Raw genomic sequence first — 21,354 nt, 5'->3', positions numbered from 1 at the left:
TTGACGTTCCGCCGAGAGTATCGACACGCCCGATACTGTCGTCTGGGTAATAGTAATAGTGTTGGCCCAGGTTATCTATGGTGACATTTCCGGCCGCGTCGTAAGTAAAGCCCCCCTGGCGTCGGCCCTATTAGTGTTTCCTGAGTCAGTAAAGCTTGGCTGGGGAGCGGAACCGGTGCCTGATGCTGTCTGGGTCTTTCGGTTGCCGAACGAATCGTAGGTCCAGCCCAGGATCAGGCCAGCCGCAGAAGTGGCGCCCTTGAGTTGATTGAGGGGGTAGTACGTGTAAGTCCAGTTCCCGTTGATACTGTCGTTCGCACTGTTGACATTGCCATTAGGATAGTAGGTCAAACTCACGTTATAGCCGATCGAGGAACCTGCCTGAAATTGGCTCTTTGCGTTCATTCTTCCGCGCTTGTCGTATGTTCTGCTTTCCGTCAAGCCATTCCCTAAGACGCGCGAGGATAACGCGCCAAACGGGCTATATGTCGCATTCGCAAAGATCTGATGCGAGTACACGGTTCCCAAGAGAGCGGTTGTGGCTTTATTGGAACTTGCCGCCGTAACGTGACCCGCAGCGTCGCGAGTCTCAGTGACATAAATTCCACCTCCGTTGTCGATAAACTTGACATTGCCTGCAAGGTCATAGTTTTCGCCATTGCTGCCGGTTGATGTATTTACTGACGTTCCTGTCGCGTTGGGAACCTGAAAGTGCCGTCCAGCCTGACGGCCCATCGCATCATAAAAATAGCTATAGCGTGAATAGACTCCCCCATATGTCGCCGAGGACGAGCTTAGGCGGCCAATCGTGTTCGTCAGGGCGAAAGTATTCCATGAGACGGTTTTCTCGTCATAGTTGTAGGTATACGTTGCCCCATTCTGCGGTGACGGTGTCTTCGTAAGAAGGCGGTTCAGCGGGTCATAGGCATAGGTAATTCCAAGGGCACGAGCGTCCGTCTTCGTCCTCACGTTGCCGTTGGCATCATAGGTGTAGCTCTCCACTCCTGCCGGGAGTGCGGTGTTGGCAGATGCCGGACACTTATTAGAGCTGCTCTCTGAGTTGGCTGCACATATCAATCGAGACAGAGAGTCATAAGTGAAGCTGCGAACGCGAGGTAGTTCCGAGCCTGTCCCCTTTTGATTTACTCCGACAAGATCGCTGAGGGTGCCGTAGGCGTAATCAGTCTCAAGGGTGGGCTTCTGGCTACTGGCTTGGTTCCAAAACCTGAGTCAGCCGTCCTAGACTATCGCTGGTTTGCTTCCATTGATTACCTACCTCATCGGTGAAAGTAACTGTGTTGCCACTATAGAGCCATAATTGAGTACTCCCGTCCTGCTGGGTCTGCAAGATCTTCCGTCCCAACGCATCATAACCGTAGGATGTGGGTTCCGTCGGTCGGAGAAGGTGAAGACAGGTGAGGATTCGAGACTGAAGAGATCCGTCCGTCCAGATCATAACCAGTTGTCGTGATAGCCCCGTTAGGAGCAGTCGAAGACGCTACGCGGCCAAGACCATCGTAGGTGGTGCTGCTGACGAGCGATGGATCAGGAGTCGCCAGTTCGGTTTGAGTGACTGTCAAAGGCACGGCATAGCCGTTGTAAGTATAGGTAGTGCTCCCGGTATCCGGGTAGGTTATCTGCTGCAGGTCGTTCGCAGTGTTATAGATGAAACTTGTTCCAGTTCTTCCTGCTGCGAAATCGTTCGGATCTTGAATGCTGGTGAGAAGTCCGTTCGCGCAGTTGTAAACGTAGGTCGTGGTTTGGCTCAAAGGATTGGTTACCGTGGATGCTAGCGAGTCGGAGCATTGATACGCATACATTGTTGCGTAGCCGTTTGGGTCTAAGGTCTTGCTGGGCATCCCACTAGCGTCGTAGTAAGTGTGCGACACTACCGATCCGCCAGTGTCCAGCGTCCTCGTCACCGTTGTGAGATGACCAAATGTTCCTGCGCTTGGTTCGTATCCAGCTTCGTCGTAGCCATAGGTTGTAGTCGAAGTTTGGGGTGATGAACCGCTGGAGATCTGTACCGTATATGGGAGATCGAGGAAATTCGCAGCCAAGTAAGCGGCAGCGTTCGGACCGCTGAGCGCCCAGTACTTGTTTGATGTAAGTTTGAGAGTTCCACCACCCGGGCTGTAGTCGTTATCTGTTTCGGTTATCTGTTTCCCGTAGGGGACCGATACACTTTTTCCGGTGGTGTCCGTAGCTGGGAAGCCGTTGTCGTAAGAGAAGGTCTGCTGGGAGGTTGGGCCACCAGGCCACGTGATGGTCTTTGTCGTCGGCAGAGCACCGATAGTTCCGTCCTCTGGTATCACGAATGTGATCGGCTGGTACACAGTAGTGGCTGTCTTAGGAGATTGCTGTTATTGTCGTAAGAATCCGTCTCGGTCTCAAACCAGGAACAGTAGTTGTAGTTGGTAAGGATGTGCTTGGTCACATTTCCCAGTGGATCAGTTGTCTGGTGAGTGAGAGGCGATTGGGCCCCCTCAGAGGGTGCCAAGGCTGCATACGTCCATGTTGATGCCTGAGAGCTGACGGGATCAAGGAGCGTTCTACTTGTCACGCCACCGTATGCTGTCGAGGCAGTAGGGATAATCCCGCAAAAACTTGTGGTCGTCTGCCATTGGTACTGCATCTTTCCGCCGGTCGGTAGCGTAATCTGGGTCAACTGACCGTAATTGACGGTGGGATTAGTAGACGGGATTCCATTGACAATCGGGGTAAAAGCAAACGACCAATTCGTGTTATTCGGCAAGACCACTGCACCGATCGTACTGAATGACCCCTGAGCTTCGAAGTAAGTGTTAGGTCTGGCCTTCTGAGCGACCGTCAATAAGTTGGTGTGATAGCTAACACTCGTCATACAAATCTGATAAGCCTTTGTAAGGCCTGGTAGCTGCCAATTGTAACCAGAGGTGCCTAAAGGGCATCCTGTAGCGGAAGTCCCGTTCCCGGCTTCAACATAGCTAACTGCTGGGATGCTCTTTGGGGATACGAAATAAGAGGAATGTGAAGCATAAGACTCCCATTTAGGTCGCTAACAGAGTCGAGTAAACCTCCTTCGACCGGAGCATATGGCCTTACATCGATCTGCCCTGGACCATTCTGAGCAAGTGCGGCTCCGCAATACGCTAATGTGAGCAACAGGCATGTCAAAGAAGCAGTGAAGAGGTTCTTTGAGAGTGAGCGAGCGACACCAAAAATCGAGAAGTCGCGAAGGCGCCTCTCGTGATCTGAAGCTTTGGGTTGATGATGTCTCTGGATTGCCGGACAAGGCAAGAGGAAAGATTTTTGTGACAAAGAGAAATCGAGGCGCTTATCAGCGCTGGGCAAAAGCCAAGGCATAATTCATCTCCAAGTCCAGCAACAACGTTCACAGGTGCGACACAGAGGTGGAAATGCTTCCGAGAGAAATGAACTGCCAAGGTTTTGTAGAACTTGTAAACCAATCGAGTTGCTCTTTGTCAGTGAACGTTATTAGAAGATCTTGATGCCGTCAAGAGTTTTTAAATTTCGTCTTGGAGAAGGGACAAGCCATGATCCGGAATATTTACGCCGACAGGTGCTCAGATAATTCCGAAAGTGACAGTCTATGCGGTCCACCGTGGTTGGGGGCGAGCCTTCTAACTAAGTTCATCGAAGCTTTGCATACTCCTCTGGGGTCAACTTGAGCCAAAGAGAGCCGCGCCCTTTGGTGATGGCATATTCCAGCGCTTGCTTATCTTCAAGCAGCCGACTTTCACCCCAACGCTCTGCCATCTCCAAGAGAGATTCAGGGTAGGCGAAGGCACGGAAGGATGGTTTTCGTATGTCTGCAACATTGGCGCGGGTTGCCTGTGCAGCCGTGATGTTTGCTTCGGCGGCGCTTACATCTGCGACGCGTGTGGGACTGCACAGCTTCATCGACGATCTGCTGCGAGATGGCATGCTCCTGCCTCAAGGGCAGATCGCGCTCTTTGGTGAGGCGCGTCAGCTCTGCGTTTGCCTTCTTTGTTCAAGAGCCGCTTTCACCTGCTGCATCGATGCATCCGACTGCGCAAGCGTCGCCCGCGCCTGAACATCATCTAAAGGTCCTCGCGGATCTCGGTCTGATCACATTCCGCAGGGATAGTCTAAATGTCTATTACGAGTTGTTCCAGAGGAATTTGCGGCCTACCTGAAGTTCCTGGCTGGAATTAACTCGAAGAAGTCCGGTACCAGTCCTCATAAACCTCGGGGCAATTGAAGATTTTGAGTGATTCTCCTGAGAAAAAGCTATACCCTGTACCCCAGAGATCTCGGCAGTCAGACCGATGCAAGGTTTGAAGTTTTCGGAAATTACTTTGGTAAGTTACTGAGACTGAACTTACATTTTTCATTGTGCGGACGCGAATCTTGAGAATAGACTTTGCGTGAAATTTCTGGCCTAGGAGTACGTGGTAGCTATGTCAACTCAAACCATCTCGAACGACCTTCTTGAAGAGTGCTGGATTACGACCGACGCAGATCAGCTAAGCCGCGAGTTCGATCGCGAACACTTCGAGATCACCCATTCCCTTGCGGAACATCCTTTATTGCAGATTCCCGAGCTTATGGAGCTAGCGGATCGCACGAAAAGGGACAGACCAGGAGGCATCTACTACGATGCCGGTAAGGATATCGAGGTCGGCCAACGATGGGATCAGATGCCTGCAAAGCAGTTCTCCGTCGTCGAGACGATGGAACGTATTGAGACCTGTGGGGCCTGGCTCTTATTTAAAGACGTTGAGAAAGACCCAAAATATAAGATATTTCTAGGCAGTGGATGGGAGAAGATCAAATCAAAGATTGATCCGAATCTGAAGTCTCGAATTCTCCGCGAAGATGCTCTCATCTTTGTCACTTCTCCGAAGCGCATCGCAACCTACCACATCGATCGAGAGTGCAGCTTCCTGCTCCAGATCAAAGGAACAAAGACAATTCACATCTTCGATCGTGCGGATCGAGAGGTTCTTCCTGAAGAGGAGATCGAACGCTTCTGGACGGTGGATAACAATGCCCCTGTCTACAAACCACAATTTCAGGCCCGCGCTACCTCTTATAAATTGCGTCCCGGAAACGGTGTGCACATCCCGGTGAACTGTCCTCATTGGGTTGAAAACGACGACAACGTCTCTGTTTCGCTCAATGTTAACGTTCAGTTTAAAGACACTCTTCGCGCGAACACCTACCGCGCAAACCACGCTCTTCGAACGCTTGGTCTGACTCCGCGTCCGCCCGGCCAATCTCCTACCATGGACTACCTGAAATCTCACTCTGTGGCTGCTGCATCTGCTGCAAAGGCCGCCTTGCATAAGCTGTCTTCCTTGAGAAAGTCGTCTTAGGTGTATCTATCTGCCACTATTGTGATTGGCTTCAGCCGCTGGCAGCACTCGGATTCGATTCAGGAGTTATCCGAGCTGCTCCATCGTGTCACCGGATGAGTGTTCTCGACAGGCTATGCGACTACTTGAAGTTATTTTAATTGGGACCCTGATTACTGCTGCCGCGGCGCAGATGACTAAATCCGCCGCAAGCTGGTCGAGGACCTTTACGGTACTCGGAGTACTCGTCGCAATCTGGCATGTCATCCACGAAGGAACACACTGGCAGATGTTCCCGGCCCTGGCGGGCCTACTTCTGCTCGTGGCCTGGCAACTGATACCGGCATCTCGTCGAGCTTCACGCTATCCAGCGATGAGAAACCCCGTTGCCATCGCTGTCGTGCTGCTCTCCGTTACTACATTCGGCCTGCTTCTAATCGTGCCCATGTTTACTCTTCCAAAACCAACCGGACCCTATCCCGTAGGAACACGGATCATTTATCTAAGAGATTCGAGTCGCACGGAAGACAAAGCAGAGAAACCCGGAACCGCCAGAGAACTAGTGGTGCAGTTATGGTACCCAGCCGATCCGTCGAACAATCATCTGGCAGCCTATGAGAGGAAGTCCGAGACAATTCCACTCACCTCTTATCGAAGCGTACTTTGGACTAACTCCAGAGAAGATGCCCCGGTAGCAGCTCTGGGCGGCCCGTTTCCCGTCTTGCTGTTCAACCATGGCTGGGCAGGAAGACGTACTCAGGATACGTTTCTGACCGAGGACCTTGCCAGTCATGGCTATGTAGTCGCCTCAATTGATCACACCTACAACTCCAGTAGAGTTGAGTTGCCCGGAGATCGTATCGTCGATGACATCGGTGGGAGCGACCCAATTGATACCAATCTTCATTCCGTTGGTGAAATTACCAAGACGTGGAATAAAGAGCTCAGTAAATGGGTGGCCGACGAGGTCTTTGTCCTCAACACGCTGCAGAGCGACAATCTAGATCAAAAGAGCCCCTGGTATGGTCGACTCGATACTCAGCGAGCCGGCGCCTTAGGCCATTCCTTCGGCGGTGCTGCAGCCGTGCAGATGTGTTCCGTGGACGACAGAATCCAATCCGCAGTGAATATGGATGGCTGGACATTCGGAGATCTCCGCCAGCGCCCGGCCAACCAGCCAACGATGTTTCTTTACGGAGTAGCGGGCGGCTCGCCACCACCAGATCCAGGAACGATGGGGGCTGCCGCACGCGCCGAAGCGGAACTAAACGCAACCGATCGCAACGAGGTCGATACAAGTCTCAGGCAGTTTGGCGGGTATAAGGTGTCCATCAGCAACACCGCACATATGGACTTTACCGATCATCCTCTCGTTAGTCCGTGGCGCAGATGGACACAACCCAATCATATTTCGCCGGCACGTATAGAAACTATCGTTCGCGCCTACGTACTGGCCTTCTTCGATCAGACCATTCGAGAAACAAAACCGCATCTGCTCGAATCGGGAACGTCGAGTCCATTTCGCGAAGTCAAGATAGAGCACTGGAGTCCAGAGTCTAAAGCGGCCTCGGTCGAGACAGCTCTGAAGCCGCCGCCCGTGCTTCAATAGAGCGCAGACGAGTGCTTCTACTCTGTCGGTTCATCAAATCGACTAAGGCACCCATGGATTGACTTCGCTAACACATCGATTCCAGGCACAGATAGAACCTGCCAGTGATCGCCGGGGATCTCATGAACTTCGACCCCGCCTTTGAAGATTGGCGACCAGCCGTTGTCTGGAGGAATGCTTCTATCCGCCTGCTTCGCGGCCCGAAAAAGAGTCAACTTTTGTGAGACTGGTTTCACTTTATAGTTTCGTGCAGCCACGGCATTAATCTCGTGGGTGTTCTTGAGGAAAGATGGCAACGTAGAGAACATTCGCGCAGCAATCGTAGTGGTGTATCGAACCCTTCGTTCGCTAAGATCTTTGACAAAAAAATCCCACAATCCTTTGGCGCTTCCATGACCTTTATAACTATGAAAAAGCCCGGTAACACCGCCGTGCGAGCTCTCCCCGTTATTGGAAGATGGTTCGGCGTACGATCCTTGAATGTAATCCTTAGCTCTTGAATCTAGCATCCCCAACATGCCAATTGTTTCGCCCGCAGCGAGGAGTTGATGGGCCATCTCAAGTACCATGACTCCCCCGTAGGAGTACCCGAGCAGGTGATAAGGCCCCCTGGGCTGGACCCGTCGAATCTCTTTCAGGTAGTGAGCGGCCATATCTTCGAGATGAAGCAGCGCCGGCTGATTTAGTTCAAGCGCCTGTGCCTGCACTCCGTACACTGGCTGATCCGCACCGATTCTTGTCGAAATGCCATAGAAGTTGACTACGTTGCCTCCCGCCCCATGAACAACAAAAAGAGGCCGCTTCGTCCCCACAGGTTGAATCGGCACCAGCGACGTCACCGTGTTGGGCGCATAGCGTCTGCGGACAAGGTCCGCAACCATCTTGATCGTCGGAGCAGAGATCAAACTGGCCAGGCCGAACCCCATGGAATACAGGTTGTTCATACGTGTAACCAGGCGAAGGATGGAAAGCGAACTGACTCCAAGCGAAAACACGTTGGTATCAGCCGTGATCTCCTCGACGCCCAGCATCGAGCGCCAAAGCTCGAGGAGTTGAATCTCGATCGGATCACTGATCGTCGCAACCTGTTCGTCCAACTTCTCCATGATCGCCGCGCCACCATCAAATTGCTTCTCAGGGAGTGCACGCATGTTTCTACGAGGTACACTTTGACTCTGGGCATCAGGAAGTTTAGCGGGAAGAAAATCGTCTGCCGGAGCCATCTTCTCCAACTGGATCGATGATTCCTGCACAGCAGACTCCAGGAGCGCGATGAAACTCGTCAGATATCGTTGAATCGTCCCTGGCCGAAAATAGTTCGGATTGTATTCAAGCTGCAGTCGCGGCCCTTCTTCCGGTCGGTCGACGATGGCGAACATCCACTCGAAGACGGCTCCCGGACTCATCGATCTCAGTGGTGTGATCTCAAGTCCGGCAACCCGCTGGATCACCATAAAAGATTTCTGATACAAAAAGAAGATCGGGATTTCAAACGAAGTATTGTTGTGCGAGAAATGTGAGTCGTAGATCAGCTCTTCAAACGGAAGCTCCTGATTTTCGTATGCGCCCAGCGTCCAGTCCTGCACCTTCGTAAGCAGCGATCGAAAAGACTCCTGTGGTTCGATCCCCACTCGAAGCACCTGAATATTCATAAAGAGCCCGATCAGCTCTTCCGTATCTTCGTTCCGGTTCGCGCACGGAGATCCAACGACAATATCCTGCTGCCCCGTTGCCCGGTACAACAGAGCGCAGAAGATGCTGAATAGCAGAATATTCAACGTTACGTTTTGATCTTTGCAGAACTCGTGAGCCCGTGTGGTGAGCTCCGGCGAGATAAGAAGCGTCTCGATGTCTCCTGATTCGGAGTCCGTACGGACGTCTCTCCGGCCTTCAGGGGTCGCATCGTGAGTAAGTTCAAGTCGCCCAAAGTTTGTTCCAAGAGTCTTGCGCCAGAAGTTCAGCGACGTCTCTGCAGCTTCACTCTTTCGCCAATCCTCCTGCCAGACGGCAAAGTCGGCAAACTGAATCGGCAGCTCTGGCAGAACGGGTTTTTTCTCGTCCATCAGAGCTTCATAAAAGACCGCAATGTCGCGCAGCAGAATGCCAAGAGAGATGCCATCACAAATGATGTGGTGCATCGTGACGAGCAGCAGATGATGCTGCGGAGCAAACTTCAGCAGCTTGAGAGCGAGAAGCGGTCCGTTGAACAAGTCCATGCGGTAGGCCGCGTGTTCTCGGATCAGCCTGCCCGCCTCAGGTGAGTTCGCCGCGTCGGATACGTCCTGCAGATCCTTGATCGGCAGTGCAACGCTGTAGGGTACTCCGATGATCTGCGATAGTCTTCCATCCACCATTGCAAAGGTCGTTCGCATCATCTCATGTCGTCGCACCGCCAGGGTAAACGCCATGGCCAGAAGATCCACATTCAATTCGCCAAGGCACTTCCACATCAGCGGCATATTCAACGCGGGATTACCGGGATGCATCTGATCCAGCGACCAGAAGCGAACCTGTCCTTGCGTCGCAGGCATGACGTAGACTTCGTCCGCCGACGGCGCCGTCGAGCTTACGACAGGCGTTTCGTCAGGTATATTCGTAGTGACCCCCGTCGCAGATTGGAAATGTTGCTTCATCCGCGCGTCCCGCTTTCACCGCGATAGGCCTTTCGTGGAGCTACAGTAATTCGCGGCGCTGCATTGATCGTGTTGGATCTTGTCTCCGCTTGCTCCCCCATCGCTTCGGATAGTGCCAGAATCGTCCGATGCTTGAATATCTGCGCTGCCGTTACGTTCAAACTTTCCTTCTGTGATCTTGCGGCGATTCGGAAGATGAGCAACGAGTCCGCACCAAGCTCAAAGATACTATCTGTAATGCTAACGCGGTCGAGCATAAGCACCTCAGCCCAAATCTTCGCGAGCTTCTTTTGTTCTGCCGTCGCAGGGGCAGTGAAAGGCCGCTGCGCAGAGTGAAGACCTGCCTTCAGAAAAGTCTCCGCATCCGGCAGACTCTTGCGGTCTATCTTTCCGTTCGGAGATCGTGGAAGCTGAGGCAGCGGCAAGATCGCCGCAGGAATCATGTACTCCGGCAGTGTGCCGGCAAGCATCGTGATCAGATCTGCTGTTAGCGCCGTAGCGTGTTCAGCGGAGTTGCCGGCGTCGACATAGGCCACCAGCCGGGTGATCGCGGCTCCGGCCCCCTTACTCGTATGCGCAACCACCACAGCCTCGCGCACTGCCGGGTGCCTGTTCAGTGCAACCTCAATCTCTCCCAACTCAATTCGATAGCCGCGAATCTTTACCTGGAAGTCGGTTCGGCCGAGCAACTCGACTTGTCCTTGTCCCTCCGCATTGACATGCCAGCGACCCAAATCTCCCGTCTTGTAAACGCGCCCCTTGGCAAATGGATTAGGCAGGAACCGTTCGGCAGTCAGATCGGGACGTTTCCAATATCCACGCGCCAGCCCCGTGCCTCCTATGTATAGTTCTCCCACAACTCCTACGGGCACCGGGTGCAGCCGATGATCGAGCAAATAAAACTGTGTATTCGCAATTGGAGGCCCGATTAGTAGCGGTCCCGTGCCAGTGGTGACCCGTGTAGCGGATGACCAGATGGTCGTCTCAGTTGGCCCGTACACGTTCCACACCTGCTCGCTTCTCTCCACCAGCTGATCCGCCAGGTCTCGCGGCAGCGCTTCGCCACCGCACAGAACCTTCAGCGGCAACTCGCGGCTCCATCCCGCATCGATCAGCATTCTCCAGGTGCCGGGAGTGGCCTGCAGCACGGTCGCTTTACTACGTTGCAGTAGCTGCAGCAACAGGTAGCCGTCCGCAACCTCCTCTTCATTCGCGATCACCAACCGCGCTCCCGTCAACAAGGGCAACAACAGCTCCAGTCCCGCAATATCGAAGGCAAGCGTAGTCACCGCTACCAGAACATCCGCCCGATTCAGGCCAGGCTCCCGCTCCATCGATTGCAACAGGTTCATCAGAGCGCCATGTTCAACGGCTACACCCTTCGGTCTGCCAGTTGTACCAGAGGTATAGATGACGTACGCCAGCGAATCCGCCGCAGCTGGCACTTCAAGCGGCGCATTGCTCTCTTCGGCTATCTTCGTATCCAGTACCACTACCTTCGCCGAGGTTTTGAATCCGGGCTGCGCGGTAGAGAACGAACCTCCCACTACCAGCAACGCAGCGCCCGCATCCTCGAGCACCATCTCCAGCCGATCCTTTGGATGCCGCGGATCCAGCGGCACATACGCCCCCCCGGCTTTCAATACTCCAAGCAGCGCCCCAAGCATCTCGACCGACCGCTCGACGCAGAGCCCAACCAGATCTCCCGCCTTCAGCCCCTCTTGCTGCAATCGATGCGCAACACGATTTGAATATTGATCCAGTTCCCTTCCGGTCCATCTCGTCGAACCGCACTCTACCACTACCTGATCGGCCTGTTCCCGCGCTCGCAACTCCGCAATCCGATGGATCGGAACAAACTCGCGCCCGAACTCCACCTCGGTCCGATTCCAACCCTCCACTATCTCCAGCCGGTCTTTCTCGTCCAGCAGTTCAAGCTCATCCACCCGCAACGTCGCATCCCGCACAACGCTGCTCAGCAGATTCGCATACTGGTGCATCCAACGGCGAACTGTCTCTTCGTCAAAGAGGTCAGTATTGAAGTCGCAGTCGAATTTGAGATCGTCTTCGGTCTCGATCACATTCAGGAACATATCCGTATTTACAAACTGCTTCGGGTTTGCTTTGATCTCCGCCGACAGGCCATCAAAGCCAATACGCGCTCCGATCTTTTCAAGGTTAAATTGAACCTCGATCAGCGGTAGCCGCCCCGCATCTCGCGGAATCGAAAGCTTGTGAAGCAGGCTGCCGTAAGTAAACTCCTGATGATCGAACGCATCGAAGAGGACATTGCGAGTCGCAGCAAGATGACTCTTCACCGTCTCCGCCTCTGTCAACTGGCTCAGCATCGGCAGAAAGTGAACGCAATGTCCGACGAGACTAGCATTCTGAAACAGAGCCTGCCCCGCCGTGGAGATCCCAACCACGACCTCCGGCTGACGGGTCAAACGATGCAGCAAAAGTTGAAAGCCCGAGAGCAAAGTGACATAAAGCGTGCAACCCAGCCGCGCGCTTGCACCCTTCAAATCCATATACAGAGCGGGCCCGAGACTGCCCTTCAATGTCTCTCCATGGTAGGTCTTATTCACCGGGCGGGGTCTGTCGGTCGGCAGATCGAGCACCGGTGCTAGGCCGGAAAACTTATTGACCCAGTAAGCTTCATTGTCCGCAAACTCACCTGACTTCTGACGGGTCTGCTCCTGAACTGCATAACTACTGAACGGAAGCAGAGGAAGCAGCTTTTCGCTCGCGCTACCCTTCGCACTGTAGAACTTGCTGATCTCTTCGAATAGTTGGTTCACAGACCATCCATCCAGAACAATATGATGCCCCGTAAAGAGCAGCACAGTTTCATCGGCTGACATCTTGAAGATCGTTGCGCGCGCAAGCGGACCCTCCGTAAGCGAGAAGGGTATCCTCCCCTCCCTCTCAATCGCCTCATGCAGCGTCTGCTCTCGAGAGGCATCTGCCGCGGAAGAAAGATCCACCTGTTCGACAGCGCCTTGAAAGACCGGAGCAATCAATATCGACTCGCCATCCTCACTGATAGTGCTGCGCAGGGCATCGTGTCGCGCAAACACTGATTCAAGCGCCTGCTTCAGTGCTCGTTCATCAACCTCGCCGCGCAAACGAAGCGTCACCGACTCATTGAACGCACAGTTCACCTCATCACCCAGCGCAGCCGCGAAGTAGATCTCTCGCTGCGCTTCAGTGATCGGAACCTTTGCAGGAGGATCCTTCAGAGCCGCAGGATGCATCGCAGACACCGGCGCTACAACCGTATGACTCTGGTGCTCCCCGTGGCTGGGAAGCGCGTTGCTGGACTGCATCTCTTCGACCGTCTCACGGAATACGTCCTCAACGGTTTGCAGATCCGCGTCTGTGTGCGCCGTCGTAAGGAAGCAGGGATAGCCTTCCTGAATGTGAATTCCCTTCTCCCGCATCGCGTAGTACAGCAGACTGCCTAGTCGAGCGTCACCGTGGAAGGTGAAGTAAAACCACGACGCGAAGTGATGGATCCGGCTCGGAGCCCCTCGCTCAACGAAAAAGTTATCCAGCCGCGTCGCCATCTCAGCGGTCTTTCGATTCAGATCAAGTTGAAGCTGTGGCCCAGCAGCCTTCAGATGATTGAGAACCGCACGTGCCGCGGCGAGCGCCTGTGGGTGTCGAACGAATGTTCCAGCGAAGAAGGTCACGCCAACCTCAGGGATTGAAGCATCGCCGTACTGCCAGGCTCCACCATCGAGCGCATCCATAAACTGCGCCTTACCCGAGAGCACCCCAATCGGATACCCGCCGCCGATCACCTTGCCATACGTTGCAAGATCGGCTCGCACCCCAAAGGTCTCCTGCACGCCGCCGGGAGCAAGTCTGAACCCTGTGACGACCTCATCGATGATCAGTGCAATCTCTGCCTGCTCCGTAATCTGTCTTACAGTTTTGATGAAAGCAATCGGTTGCAGACCAGGATTACGCGTCTGCACCGGCTCGATCAAGACAGCAGCGATCTCACTCGCATTCTTGCGAATGTACTCAAGTGAAGCATCGGCCCCATACTCCAGCACAACCACATTTCCCGTATTCGCAAGTGGAATGCCTGGCGCGAGCGGCACCGTTCCCCGTGGTGTATTGCGAACGAGAACCTCATCAAACGTCCCGTGATAATCGCCAGCGAAATAAATAATGCGATCGCGTCCCGTAACCGTGCGAGCCACGCGAATAGCCGCCATCACCGCTTCCGATCCGGTGTTACAGAAGGTCACCCGATCGTTTCCCGTCAGCTCGCATATTTGCGCCGCAACTTCACCCGCCAGCGGAGATTGCGGCCCGATGGCAACGCCTTCTTCAATCTGTTTGTGAACAGCGTCCAGCACAAACTGCGGAGAGTGCCCGAACATGATCGCCCCGTAGCCATTCACGATATCGATGTACTCATTGCCATCGACGTCCCAGATCCTCGAACCTTTGGCACGCTCAGTCACCAGTGGGTAGACCATCTCCTTCCACTGTGGCCTGAAACCGGCAACCGCACGAGGATCGGCGAGATGAACCCGCGCCTTGTCTGTCAATCGCTTGGACCCAGGTGTCTTCTTCTGATACTTCGCAAGGAGTGTATCGAGATACTTTTGCTGATCGCCGTCAAGATCCTGTTGAACCCGCGGTTGCAGCGGCCTGTAAGATCCATGCTTGACCTCAGCCGTCTCTCCTGTCGATGTCGGTGATGATGACGGAGCAGTGGCAACAACAGGCGTAGCCGCCGTCACCTCTGGCGGCGCCGAAGCAACCGCAGCCGCCGGCGATCCCGTTGTTCCGCGCAAGGCTGCCATCTGCTGCTCAAAGACCTTCGACATCATCGCCATCTGCTCACTAAAGAGCCGCTCAACCGCAGACCCTGCAGGGACCGACGAGGCCGAGTTCGAGAAGGTCGCGACCGGAGCGGAGACGCTGGCGGGAGTAGCCGCTATCTGCACGGGAGCAGCTTGAACCTGCGCCGCCGCTGGAAACGCATCCTGCGGAAGAACGCTATCCAGATAGCTGGAAAGACTCGCAATCGTGGAGTACTGCTCCATGATCTGGCGAAAGGTCAGCTTCACGCCGAACTTCTTCTGAATGCCTTGCGTCGCCTGAGTGAGAAACAGCGAGTCAAGTCCAAGCTCCAGAAACTGATGATCGACCTGATCCGGGGTCACTTCGATCCCGCTCAACTGTGTAAAGACCTCTGAAACAATCGGCTGCAGACGCAGCTTGCGTTCTTGCATTGGTGCCTCTTTCAACGGTTCAATTGCGGCGGGAACAACTTCACCGCCGCGTTCTGTATTGAGCATTTCTGCTTTAGAAATGATTGGTAATTCGATAGGTTGCGAGCCTGCCTCAAATGGCGGCGGCTCCACCCAATACAGCTTGCGTTCAAAAGGATAGGTTGGCAGTGAGACTCGTTGCCGCCTCTCCTCTGCATACACCTTCGTCCAGTCAGGCGTCACCCCCGCAATCCAGAGTTGCCCAAGCGCCTCCTGGAGAGATCCAGCCTCCACGGGAGACTGTTCATCTCGCTGCGCAAGCGAAGAGACGATAACGGCTGCACTGCTATTGGGCTGTTGACGCGCAAGCGTAGCCAGCGTATTTCCCGGCCCGACCTCCAGCAAAATCTGCGGAGTTGCCATCAACGTCTTCAACGCATCGGCGAAGCGGACAGGATTGCGAACCTGATCAGCCCAGAAGCGCGGACTCGTCGCCTGTTCCGGTTCGATCCATGTCCCGGTGAAGCTCGAAACATAAGGGCGAACGGGACGGTGCAGCGTAACTTTGGCAACCTCCGCCTCAAATCCCGCCAGCATCGGATCCATCATCGACGAATGAAACGCGTGCGAGGTGCGCAGCCTGCGGAAGAGCGCTCCATCCGCAGTCATCCTCTTCTCCAACCTCTCAACGGCCTCAAGCGGACCAGCCAGCACGCTTAGCTTCGGAGCATTTAGCGCAGCGAGCGAAATATCATCACCAAGATACTGCTGAAGCTCCGACTCGCTGAGCCGCACGCTCACCATGGCTCCGCGGGGCATCTCCTGCATCGTCCGCCCGCGAATGCTCACCAGCCGCAGAGCATCTTCGCGGCTCATAACACCAGCAAGAACAGCTGCTACATACTCTCCAATACTGTGGCCCGCACAGGCACGCGGTTCAATCCCCCATGCCTGCCAGAGCTTCGCCATTGCGAACTCCGTCACGAAGATTCCGGTCTGCGCGAACTGCGTCTGCTGAATCCTCTCTGCGGCCTCCGGTGCCGTCACATCCACCGGAAAGAGAATCTCGCGAAGGTCGAGGCCAAGCAAAGGCTGCAGAATCTCGCAACACTCGTCTACCTCGCGACGGTACAACGGTTCGCTCTTATATAACCAGGCACCCATGCCCGCGAACTGCGACCCCTGCCCCGGAAACAGGAACACAGCCTCCGGCCGCTTTGCCGGCACAACTCGATTGGCCTCCGGTTTGGCTGACGAAAGTTTCGCAATGGCATCTTCAGCGCCTGCACACACAAACGCAGCGCGGTGATCGAACGCCTTTCTTCCGATCGCAAGCGTGTAGCCAATATCTTCGAGCGAAACTTCAGGGTGCTCTTTGATGTATCGAGCAAGATTGCCGATAGCAACCTGCAGCGCGGACTGCGATCTCGCCGAAACACAGAGCAACTGAGCCGAACGCAAGGAAGCTGTCGTAGGCTGCAATGCAGGCGGCTCTTCCAACACCACATGCGCATTCACGCCGCCAACGCCGAAGGCGCTCACCCCTGCTCGTCGCGGCCCATCGGATCGCCATGGACTCAACTCACGATTGACATAGAACGGCGAATTCTCAAAGTCGATGTTCGGATTAGCACTCTCGAAGTTGGCCAAAGGAGGCAGCGTCGCTTTATTCAAAGAGAGCGCCGTCTTAATCACTCCCGCAACTCCCGCGGCAGCATCCAGATGCCCTACGTTCGCCTTCGCCGTACCAATCGCGCAGAAGCCCGACGCCTGTGTACTTAAGCGAAACGCCTTCGTCAGCGCTGCAACCTCAATCGGATCGCCCAGCGGCGTCGCCGTTCCATGAGCTTCAATGTAAGTAATCGTGCGCGCATCGACACCAGACATCGCCTGTGCCGCAGCAATCACACCCGACTGTCCGTCCACACCCGGAGCCATGTATCCAGCCTTCATGGAGCCGTCGTTATTTACTCCAAACCCGCGAATCACAGCCGTGATATGGTCGCGGTCGGCAATGGCATCCTCCAACCGCTTCAGCAGAACCGCACCTGCGCCATGGCTAAAGACCGTACCAGTGGCGGCAGCATCGAAGGGCCTGCAGAAGCCATCCTTCGATCCGATGCTTCCTTCCGAGTACAGATGCCCCCGTCTCTGCGGAAACGTCACCGAAACACCACCCGCCAACGCCATATCGCACTGGTAGTTCAGCAGGCTCTGACTCGCCTGGGCGACTGCAACCAGCGAAGTAGCACACGCCGAAGCCACGCTGATGCACGGCCCACGCAAGTTCAACTTGTAGGCAACCCGTGTCGTCAGGAAGTCTTTGTCGTTCCCCATGAACGATCGAAACTCGCCAACCTGATAGTTTCCCGTCACCTCATCGATAAACGCTCTATCGCGGCAAAGATTCGCCAACAGATAGGTATTGAGGCTGCACCCACCGAAGAGTCCAATCTGCCCCGCATAGGTCGACTGGTCATAGCCCGCATCTTCCAGCGCATTCCAGCATGTCTCGAGAAATATCCGATGCTGCGGATCCATGCTCTCGGCATCGCGCGGCGATATGCCAAAGAACTCAGCGTCGAACATCCCCGGGTCATCGAGCACACCGCGCGCAGCAACATAGTCCGAGCCATGCTCGAGCCCTGCGCTATTTCTCGCCTCCAGTTCAGACGGAGAAAAGTGAGAGATCGTGACCTTCCCGGCAGCGACATTCTGCCAGAACGCATCTACATCCGGCGCTCCGGGGAACCGTCCCGACATGCCGATGATTGCAACGCAGTCCAGCAACTGCTCCTCGCCCGCATTCGCGTCAGTCGTAGGTGTTGCTTGATTCAGCTCACTCATGACGCCACACCCTTCGTCGCCCTAGCCCGCGCGAACGCACCTCTGGCCTTCTGAGCCTGCTGTTGAATTGCATCTTTCTCCGAAGCCGAAGTTCCATTGGTCGAAAGGCGCTTCGCCAACGAACGCACTGTCGGGCACTCGAACATCACCGTAATCGGAATCAGCCGTTCGAACTGCGCCTGCAACCGCAGATGAGCACTAATCAGCAGCAGGGATGTCCCCCCCGAATCGAAAAAATTATCGTCCAAGCCAATCCCTTGCAGATCGAGTACATCGGTGAACACTCGCGACACGCGCTCCTCGGTCTCAGATAGCGACTGCGAGTTCGAACCCGCCTCAATGACGCCAGCCGACCCCACCGAAGGAGCAGGCAATGCAGCGACATCCAGCTTGCCGTTCACGGTCAGAGGAAGTTCCTTCAACGCGGTGTACGAAGAAGGCCTCATCTGGGCAGGCATCTTCGAAACAAAAAACTCGCCAAGCATCCTGGCGGTCACTTCAATACCCGGAGCCGCAACAAAATAAGCCGCCAGCCGCTGAGTCCCTGTCTTATCCGTAAGCGCCACTACGCACGACTGCTTCACCCCCGGCGTTTCCGCCAGCGCAGCCTCGACCTCTCCCAGCTCGATGCGAAACCCGTTGATCTTCACCTGGCTATCGTTTCGGCCGAGATACACCATCTCGCCATCAGGACGAATCCGCGCAAGGTCGCCCGTGCGATACAGCCGGGCACCAGCCACCGACCCAAAACAGTCGTCGATAAACCGTTCCGCGTTCAACTGCGGACGATTAAGATAGCCGCGCGTCACCCCGCCCCCGCCCACATAAAGCTCGCCCAATTCCCCCTCTTGCACCGGCCTCTTCGCCTCATCGAGCAGATAAAGCTGCATATCCGGTATCGGCACACCAATCAGACTCTCCTGCACCGACTCCGCCTCTCCCGCACTAATCGGCCGGTAGGTCACGTGGACTGTCGTCTCCGTAATCCCGTACATATTCACCAGACGCGGAGCCGTATCCCCATGTCGCTGGAACCACGGAGCCAGCTTGCGATACTGCAGAGCCTCCCCGCCGAAGATCACCACGCGCAGCGACAGCGGCAGAACCGCACTGTCCTGCTCCACCTGGATCTCCACCTGCATCAACATAAAAAATGCCGACGGCGTCTGATTGAGCACCGTCACCCGCTCCCTCGAGAGAAGCTCGTAGAACTCTCGCGGCGAGCGGCTCACGGCGAACGGCACGATCACTAGCCTCCCGCCCGTCAACAACGGTCCCCATATCTCCCACACCGAAAAGTCGAACGCAATGGAGTGAAACATCGTCCAGACATCGTTCGCTCCAAAGTGAAACCACGCGTCGGTCTGCTCCAGAAGACGAAGCACATTCCTATGCGTCACCATCACGCCCTTCGGCTTCCCAGTCGATCCCGAGGTGTACATCAGATACGCTAAATCTTCCGCCCTCGCGACGCACGACGGATTGTTCGGCTCCGAAGAGTTTGGCGTCGCAGATTTCAGCGTCCCAGTATTCGGCGTTACAGACCCACCCTCCATCTCCACAACCGACACCGACAAAGCAGTCAACTCTCCCGACACCCCCAAAGCAAGAGCTGCGGTCGTTACGATCGCCACCGGTCTCGCGTCCTCCAGCATCTCCAGAACCCTGGTCTTGGGATAGCCAAAGTCGATGGGCAGATACGCGCCGCCAGCCTTAAGGATGCCGAGTATTGCCACGATCATCTCAGGCGAGCGGTCCAGATAGATCGCAACAAACGAGTCCGTTCGAACCCCAAGCTCCTGCAACCGCCGGGCAAGTTCGTTCGCCCTCGCATTCAGCAGGCCGTAGGTCCAGCGAACCTCTCCCCAGACGATCGCAACCTGGTCCGATTTTGCCGCAGCCACCCGCTCAAAGACACTGACGATCGTGTCGAGCGCCCTTCCGTCGAATCCGCTCCCCGGAACCTCGGAAGCCTGGGGACGAAGATCCATCAATCGCTCGCCCTCAATGGCCGAATTCTTAACATGCCCATTGTTCTCCATTGAGCCCCACGCAGATCAGAACCGCAACAAAGACGAATTGACTCAAAGTGCCCGACGGCATTGGCTAATTGATCGCAACATCACTGACATCGCTCCATCAATTACTTGTACTTGCATTGATAGATGCAACTTGAGCGAAAGGTACTGCCAGAAGCTCTCGAAGTCAATCCGTTCATGTTGCCTAATTGTACGCATAATTCGAAAGATGGATGAAGACAATCGTGCCCGAAAATACCTGAAAGTTGTAGATTTCCCAGCATTTCGACGCCTTCCAAACGGGGAAGAACTTAAGTACTCAGAGAAGTGGTTATGATTGCAGTACAGTTGCATCGCGCCCCCGGTTGTCTCTTATGTCGAGTGATTGGAAACAGGTCGATATCCTTCCGCCACTCGAGACCGGCGAAGTGCAGCTCTGGCGGATCGATCTGGCCGGTGCCACGGGGCTGCACGACCGCTTCGCCCCGCTTCTCACTCCACCCGAACAACTCCATGCAAACCGTTGCCGGCCCGGACGGGTGCAGGACCACTTCTCCATTGGACGAGCATGCCTGAGAATCCTTCTCGGAAACGCCTCCGGCCTGGACCCCCGCTCTCTGCCAATCTCGACCGGAGTTCATGGAAAACCTGAACTCTCTCCCATCAACGGAGACAGCATCGCCTTCAACGTAGCTCACTCCGAAGACACCATCCTCATTGCGCTTACCCGCACCGGCGCCGTCGGAGTGGATGTGGAGTACTTCGACCGCTCGACCGACATCATGGAGGTTGCCCAGTACAACTTCACGTCAGGCGAAAACCAGTACCTGGCAGCGATCGCCGATCCCCACTCTCGCATCAAGACCTTCTATCGTTACTGGACCCGGAAGGAAGCAGTTCTCAAAGCAGACGGCCGCGGACTCATCGCCTCCCTCGCGTCCTTCGACATATCCTTGGAATCAGTACACCTGCACCCCGTTCGTATCGGCCAATCCACAGACGATCAAGGGAAGTTGTTCTTCGTCAGCGATTTGACCCTGAACATCGAAGCCGCCGCAGCAATATCATTCGAGTCGCCTGAATTACCCCTGCGACAACTCATCTTTCCCCTGAGCCATCCCTGGTGAACCGTCCCGAACTCCCGCAAAAAGCGGCCAACAAGATCTCCCATCCCCTCGACAACCCGTCTGTTACGTCTATACCTTGAGGAACAGATGGCCCTACAAACACGCTCCCCTGTCGTTACGCCCGCCTTACCACCCGCTGCGCTAACTCCAGAAAGCAGAAAAACCTGGCTCGTCACCGCCACCAGCCTCGTATTCATCGTGCTGCAGAGCGCCTGCACCGCCGTCATCGCCCTCAGCGGAGTCCGCGTTGCCATAGGCCTCGGCGCCCTGGCCTCGGCATCCTTCGGCATTCACCCGCCTCCCACCGGCTTCCATCGAGACGCCATCCGAATCCCCATGATGATCTTCGCCACCCTCGGCTCCCTCATCAACCTCTACGTCCTCTGGCGCATTCGCTCCCTGCGCGCCCGCCCTTCGTCGCAGTGGCGCATCCAGCCCGCCACACCCAGCCAGCGTCGATCGGAGTTCTTCCAGATCGCGCTCGCCCTCATCACCCTGCTCCTGGTCGCAGCCGAGAGCATCCTCCATATCATGATGCACCACGCCGGTTAGACTCCTCCAG

At 55.3% G+C, this 21,354-nt stretch carries 10 protein-coding genes; 5 read left to right on the top strand and 5 right to left on the bottom strand.

Annotated features, from left to right (window positions below):
- Positions 1 to 75 precede the first annotated feature (75 nt).
- Complete coding sequence (locus tag HDF10_RS05995; protein ID WP_183811356.1) at positions 76 to 1,002, bottom strand: RHS repeat domain-containing protein; 927 nt, start codon at positions 1,000 to 1,002, stop codon at positions 76 to 78.
- A 365-nt stretch (positions 1,003 to 1,367) separates the two neighbouring features.
- Positions 1,368 to 2,336, bottom strand: coding sequence for an RHS repeat domain-containing protein (locus HDF10_RS21180; RefSeq protein ID WP_183811352.1), 969 nt, complete (start codon positions 2,334 to 2,336; stop codon positions 1,368 to 1,370).
- Positions 2,337 to 3,808: 1,472 nt separating this feature from the next.
- Between HDF10_RS21180 and HDF10_RS05980 the strand changes: the two genes are divergently transcribed.
- From HDF10_RS05980 to HDF10_RS05970, 3 genes are all read left to right on the top strand, one after another.
- Positions 3,809 to 4,057 carry a hypothetical protein gene (locus HDF10_RS05980; protein WP_183811350.1) on the top strand — a complete coding sequence of 83 codons (249 nt, stop codon included), beginning with the start codon at positions 3,809 to 3,811 and terminating at the stop codon, positions 4,055 to 4,057.
- A gap of 367 nt (positions 4,058 to 4,424) precedes the next feature.
- The gene (locus tag HDF10_RS05975) at positions 4,425 to 5,342 is read left to right on the top strand and encodes a transcriptional regulator (RefSeq protein ID WP_183811348.1); all 918 of its coding nucleotides are present in this window, start codon (positions 4,425 to 4,427) and stop codon (positions 5,340 to 5,342) included.
- 115 nt (positions 5,343 to 5,457) lie between these two features.
- Complete coding sequence (locus HDF10_RS05970; protein ID WP_183811346.1) at positions 5,458 to 6,930, top strand: alpha/beta hydrolase family protein; 1,473 nt, start codon at positions 5,458 to 5,460, stop codon at positions 6,928 to 6,930.
- Between the two features lie 17 nt (positions 6,931 to 6,947).
- On the opposite strand, the gene HDF10_RS05965 is transcribed toward HDF10_RS05970, so the two are convergent.
- Genes HDF10_RS05965 through HDF10_RS05955 form a run of 3 tightly spaced genes read right to left on the bottom strand, consistent with a single transcriptional unit; the run spans position 6,948 to position 19,638 of the window.
- Complete coding sequence (locus HDF10_RS05965; protein WP_183811344.1) at positions 6,948 to 9,563, bottom strand: condensation domain-containing protein; 2,616 nt, start codon at positions 9,561 to 9,563, stop codon at positions 6,948 to 6,950.
- Positions 9,560 to 17,647 carry a hybrid non-ribosomal peptide synthetase/type I polyketide synthase gene (locus tag HDF10_RS05960; protein ID WP_183811342.1) on the bottom strand — a complete coding sequence of 2,696 codons (8,088 nt, stop codon included), beginning with the start codon at positions 17,645 to 17,647 and terminating at the stop codon, positions 9,560 to 9,562. Before HDF10_RS05960 ends, HDF10_RS05965 begins: the two co-directional genes overlap by 4 nt.
- Positions 17,644 to 19,638, bottom strand: a complete 1,995-nt coding sequence (locus tag HDF10_RS05955; protein WP_183811340.1) for an amino acid adenylation domain-containing protein — start codon at positions 19,636 to 19,638, stop codon at positions 17,644 to 17,646. The genes HDF10_RS05960 and HDF10_RS05955 overlap by 4 nt, the downstream gene beginning before the upstream one ends.
- A gap of 401 nt (positions 19,639 to 20,039) precedes the next feature.
- Here HDF10_RS05955 and HDF10_RS05950 point away from each other — a divergent pair, with 401 nt between their 5' ends.
- Together HDF10_RS05950 and HDF10_RS05945 are read left to right on the top strand one after the other, a co-directional pair.
- Positions 20,040 to 20,792, top strand: a complete 753-nt coding sequence (locus HDF10_RS05950; protein ID WP_183811338.1) for a 4'-phosphopantetheinyl transferase family protein — start codon at positions 20,040 to 20,042, stop codon at positions 20,790 to 20,792.
- A gap of 87 nt (positions 20,793 to 20,879) precedes the next feature.
- Positions 20,880 to 21,344, top strand: coding sequence for a hypothetical protein (locus tag HDF10_RS05945; RefSeq protein ID WP_260177629.1), 465 nt, complete (start codon positions 20,880 to 20,882; stop codon positions 21,342 to 21,344).
- The last annotated feature ends 10 nt before the right edge of the window (positions 21,345 to 21,354 follow it).

It is taken from the genome of Tunturiibacter empetritectus, assembly GCF_014201375.1.
Taxonomy (GTDB): Bacteria; Acidobacteriota; Terriglobia; order Terriglobales; family Acidobacteriaceae; genus Edaphobacter; species Edaphobacter lichenicola_D.
This window is presented reverse-complemented; position numbering and strand designations above follow the sequence as displayed.

Coding starts and splice junctions, on each gene's coding strand:
- HDF10_RS05950 (WP_183811338.1), top strand. CDS start 20,040: ATGTCGAGTGATTGGAAACAGGTCGATATCCTTCCGCCACTCGAGACC.
- HDF10_RS05960 (WP_183811342.1), bottom strand. CDS start 17,647: ATGAGTGAGCTGAATCAAGCAACACCTACGACTGACGCGAATGCGGGC.
- HDF10_RS05970 (WP_183811346.1), top strand. CDS start 5,458: ATGCGACTACTTGAAGTTATTTTAATTGGGACCCTGATTACTGCTGCC.
- HDF10_RS05980 (WP_183811350.1), top strand. CDS start 3,809: ATGTCTGCAACATTGGCGCGGGTTGCCTGTGCAGCCGTGATGTTTGCT.
- HDF10_RS05975 (WP_183811348.1), top strand. CDS start 4,425: ATGTCAACTCAAACCATCTCGAACGACCTTCTTGAAGAGTGCTGGATT.
- HDF10_RS05945 (WP_260177629.1), top strand. CDS start 20,880: ATGGCCCTACAAACACGCTCCCCTGTCGTTACGCCCGCCTTACCACCC.
- HDF10_RS05965 (WP_183811344.1), bottom strand. CDS start 9,563: ATGAAGCAACATTTCCAATCTGCGACGGGGGTCACTACGAATATACCT.
- HDF10_RS05955 (WP_183811340.1), bottom strand. CDS start 19,638: ATGGATCTTCGTCCCCAGGCTTCCGAGGTTCCGGGGAGCGGATTCGAC.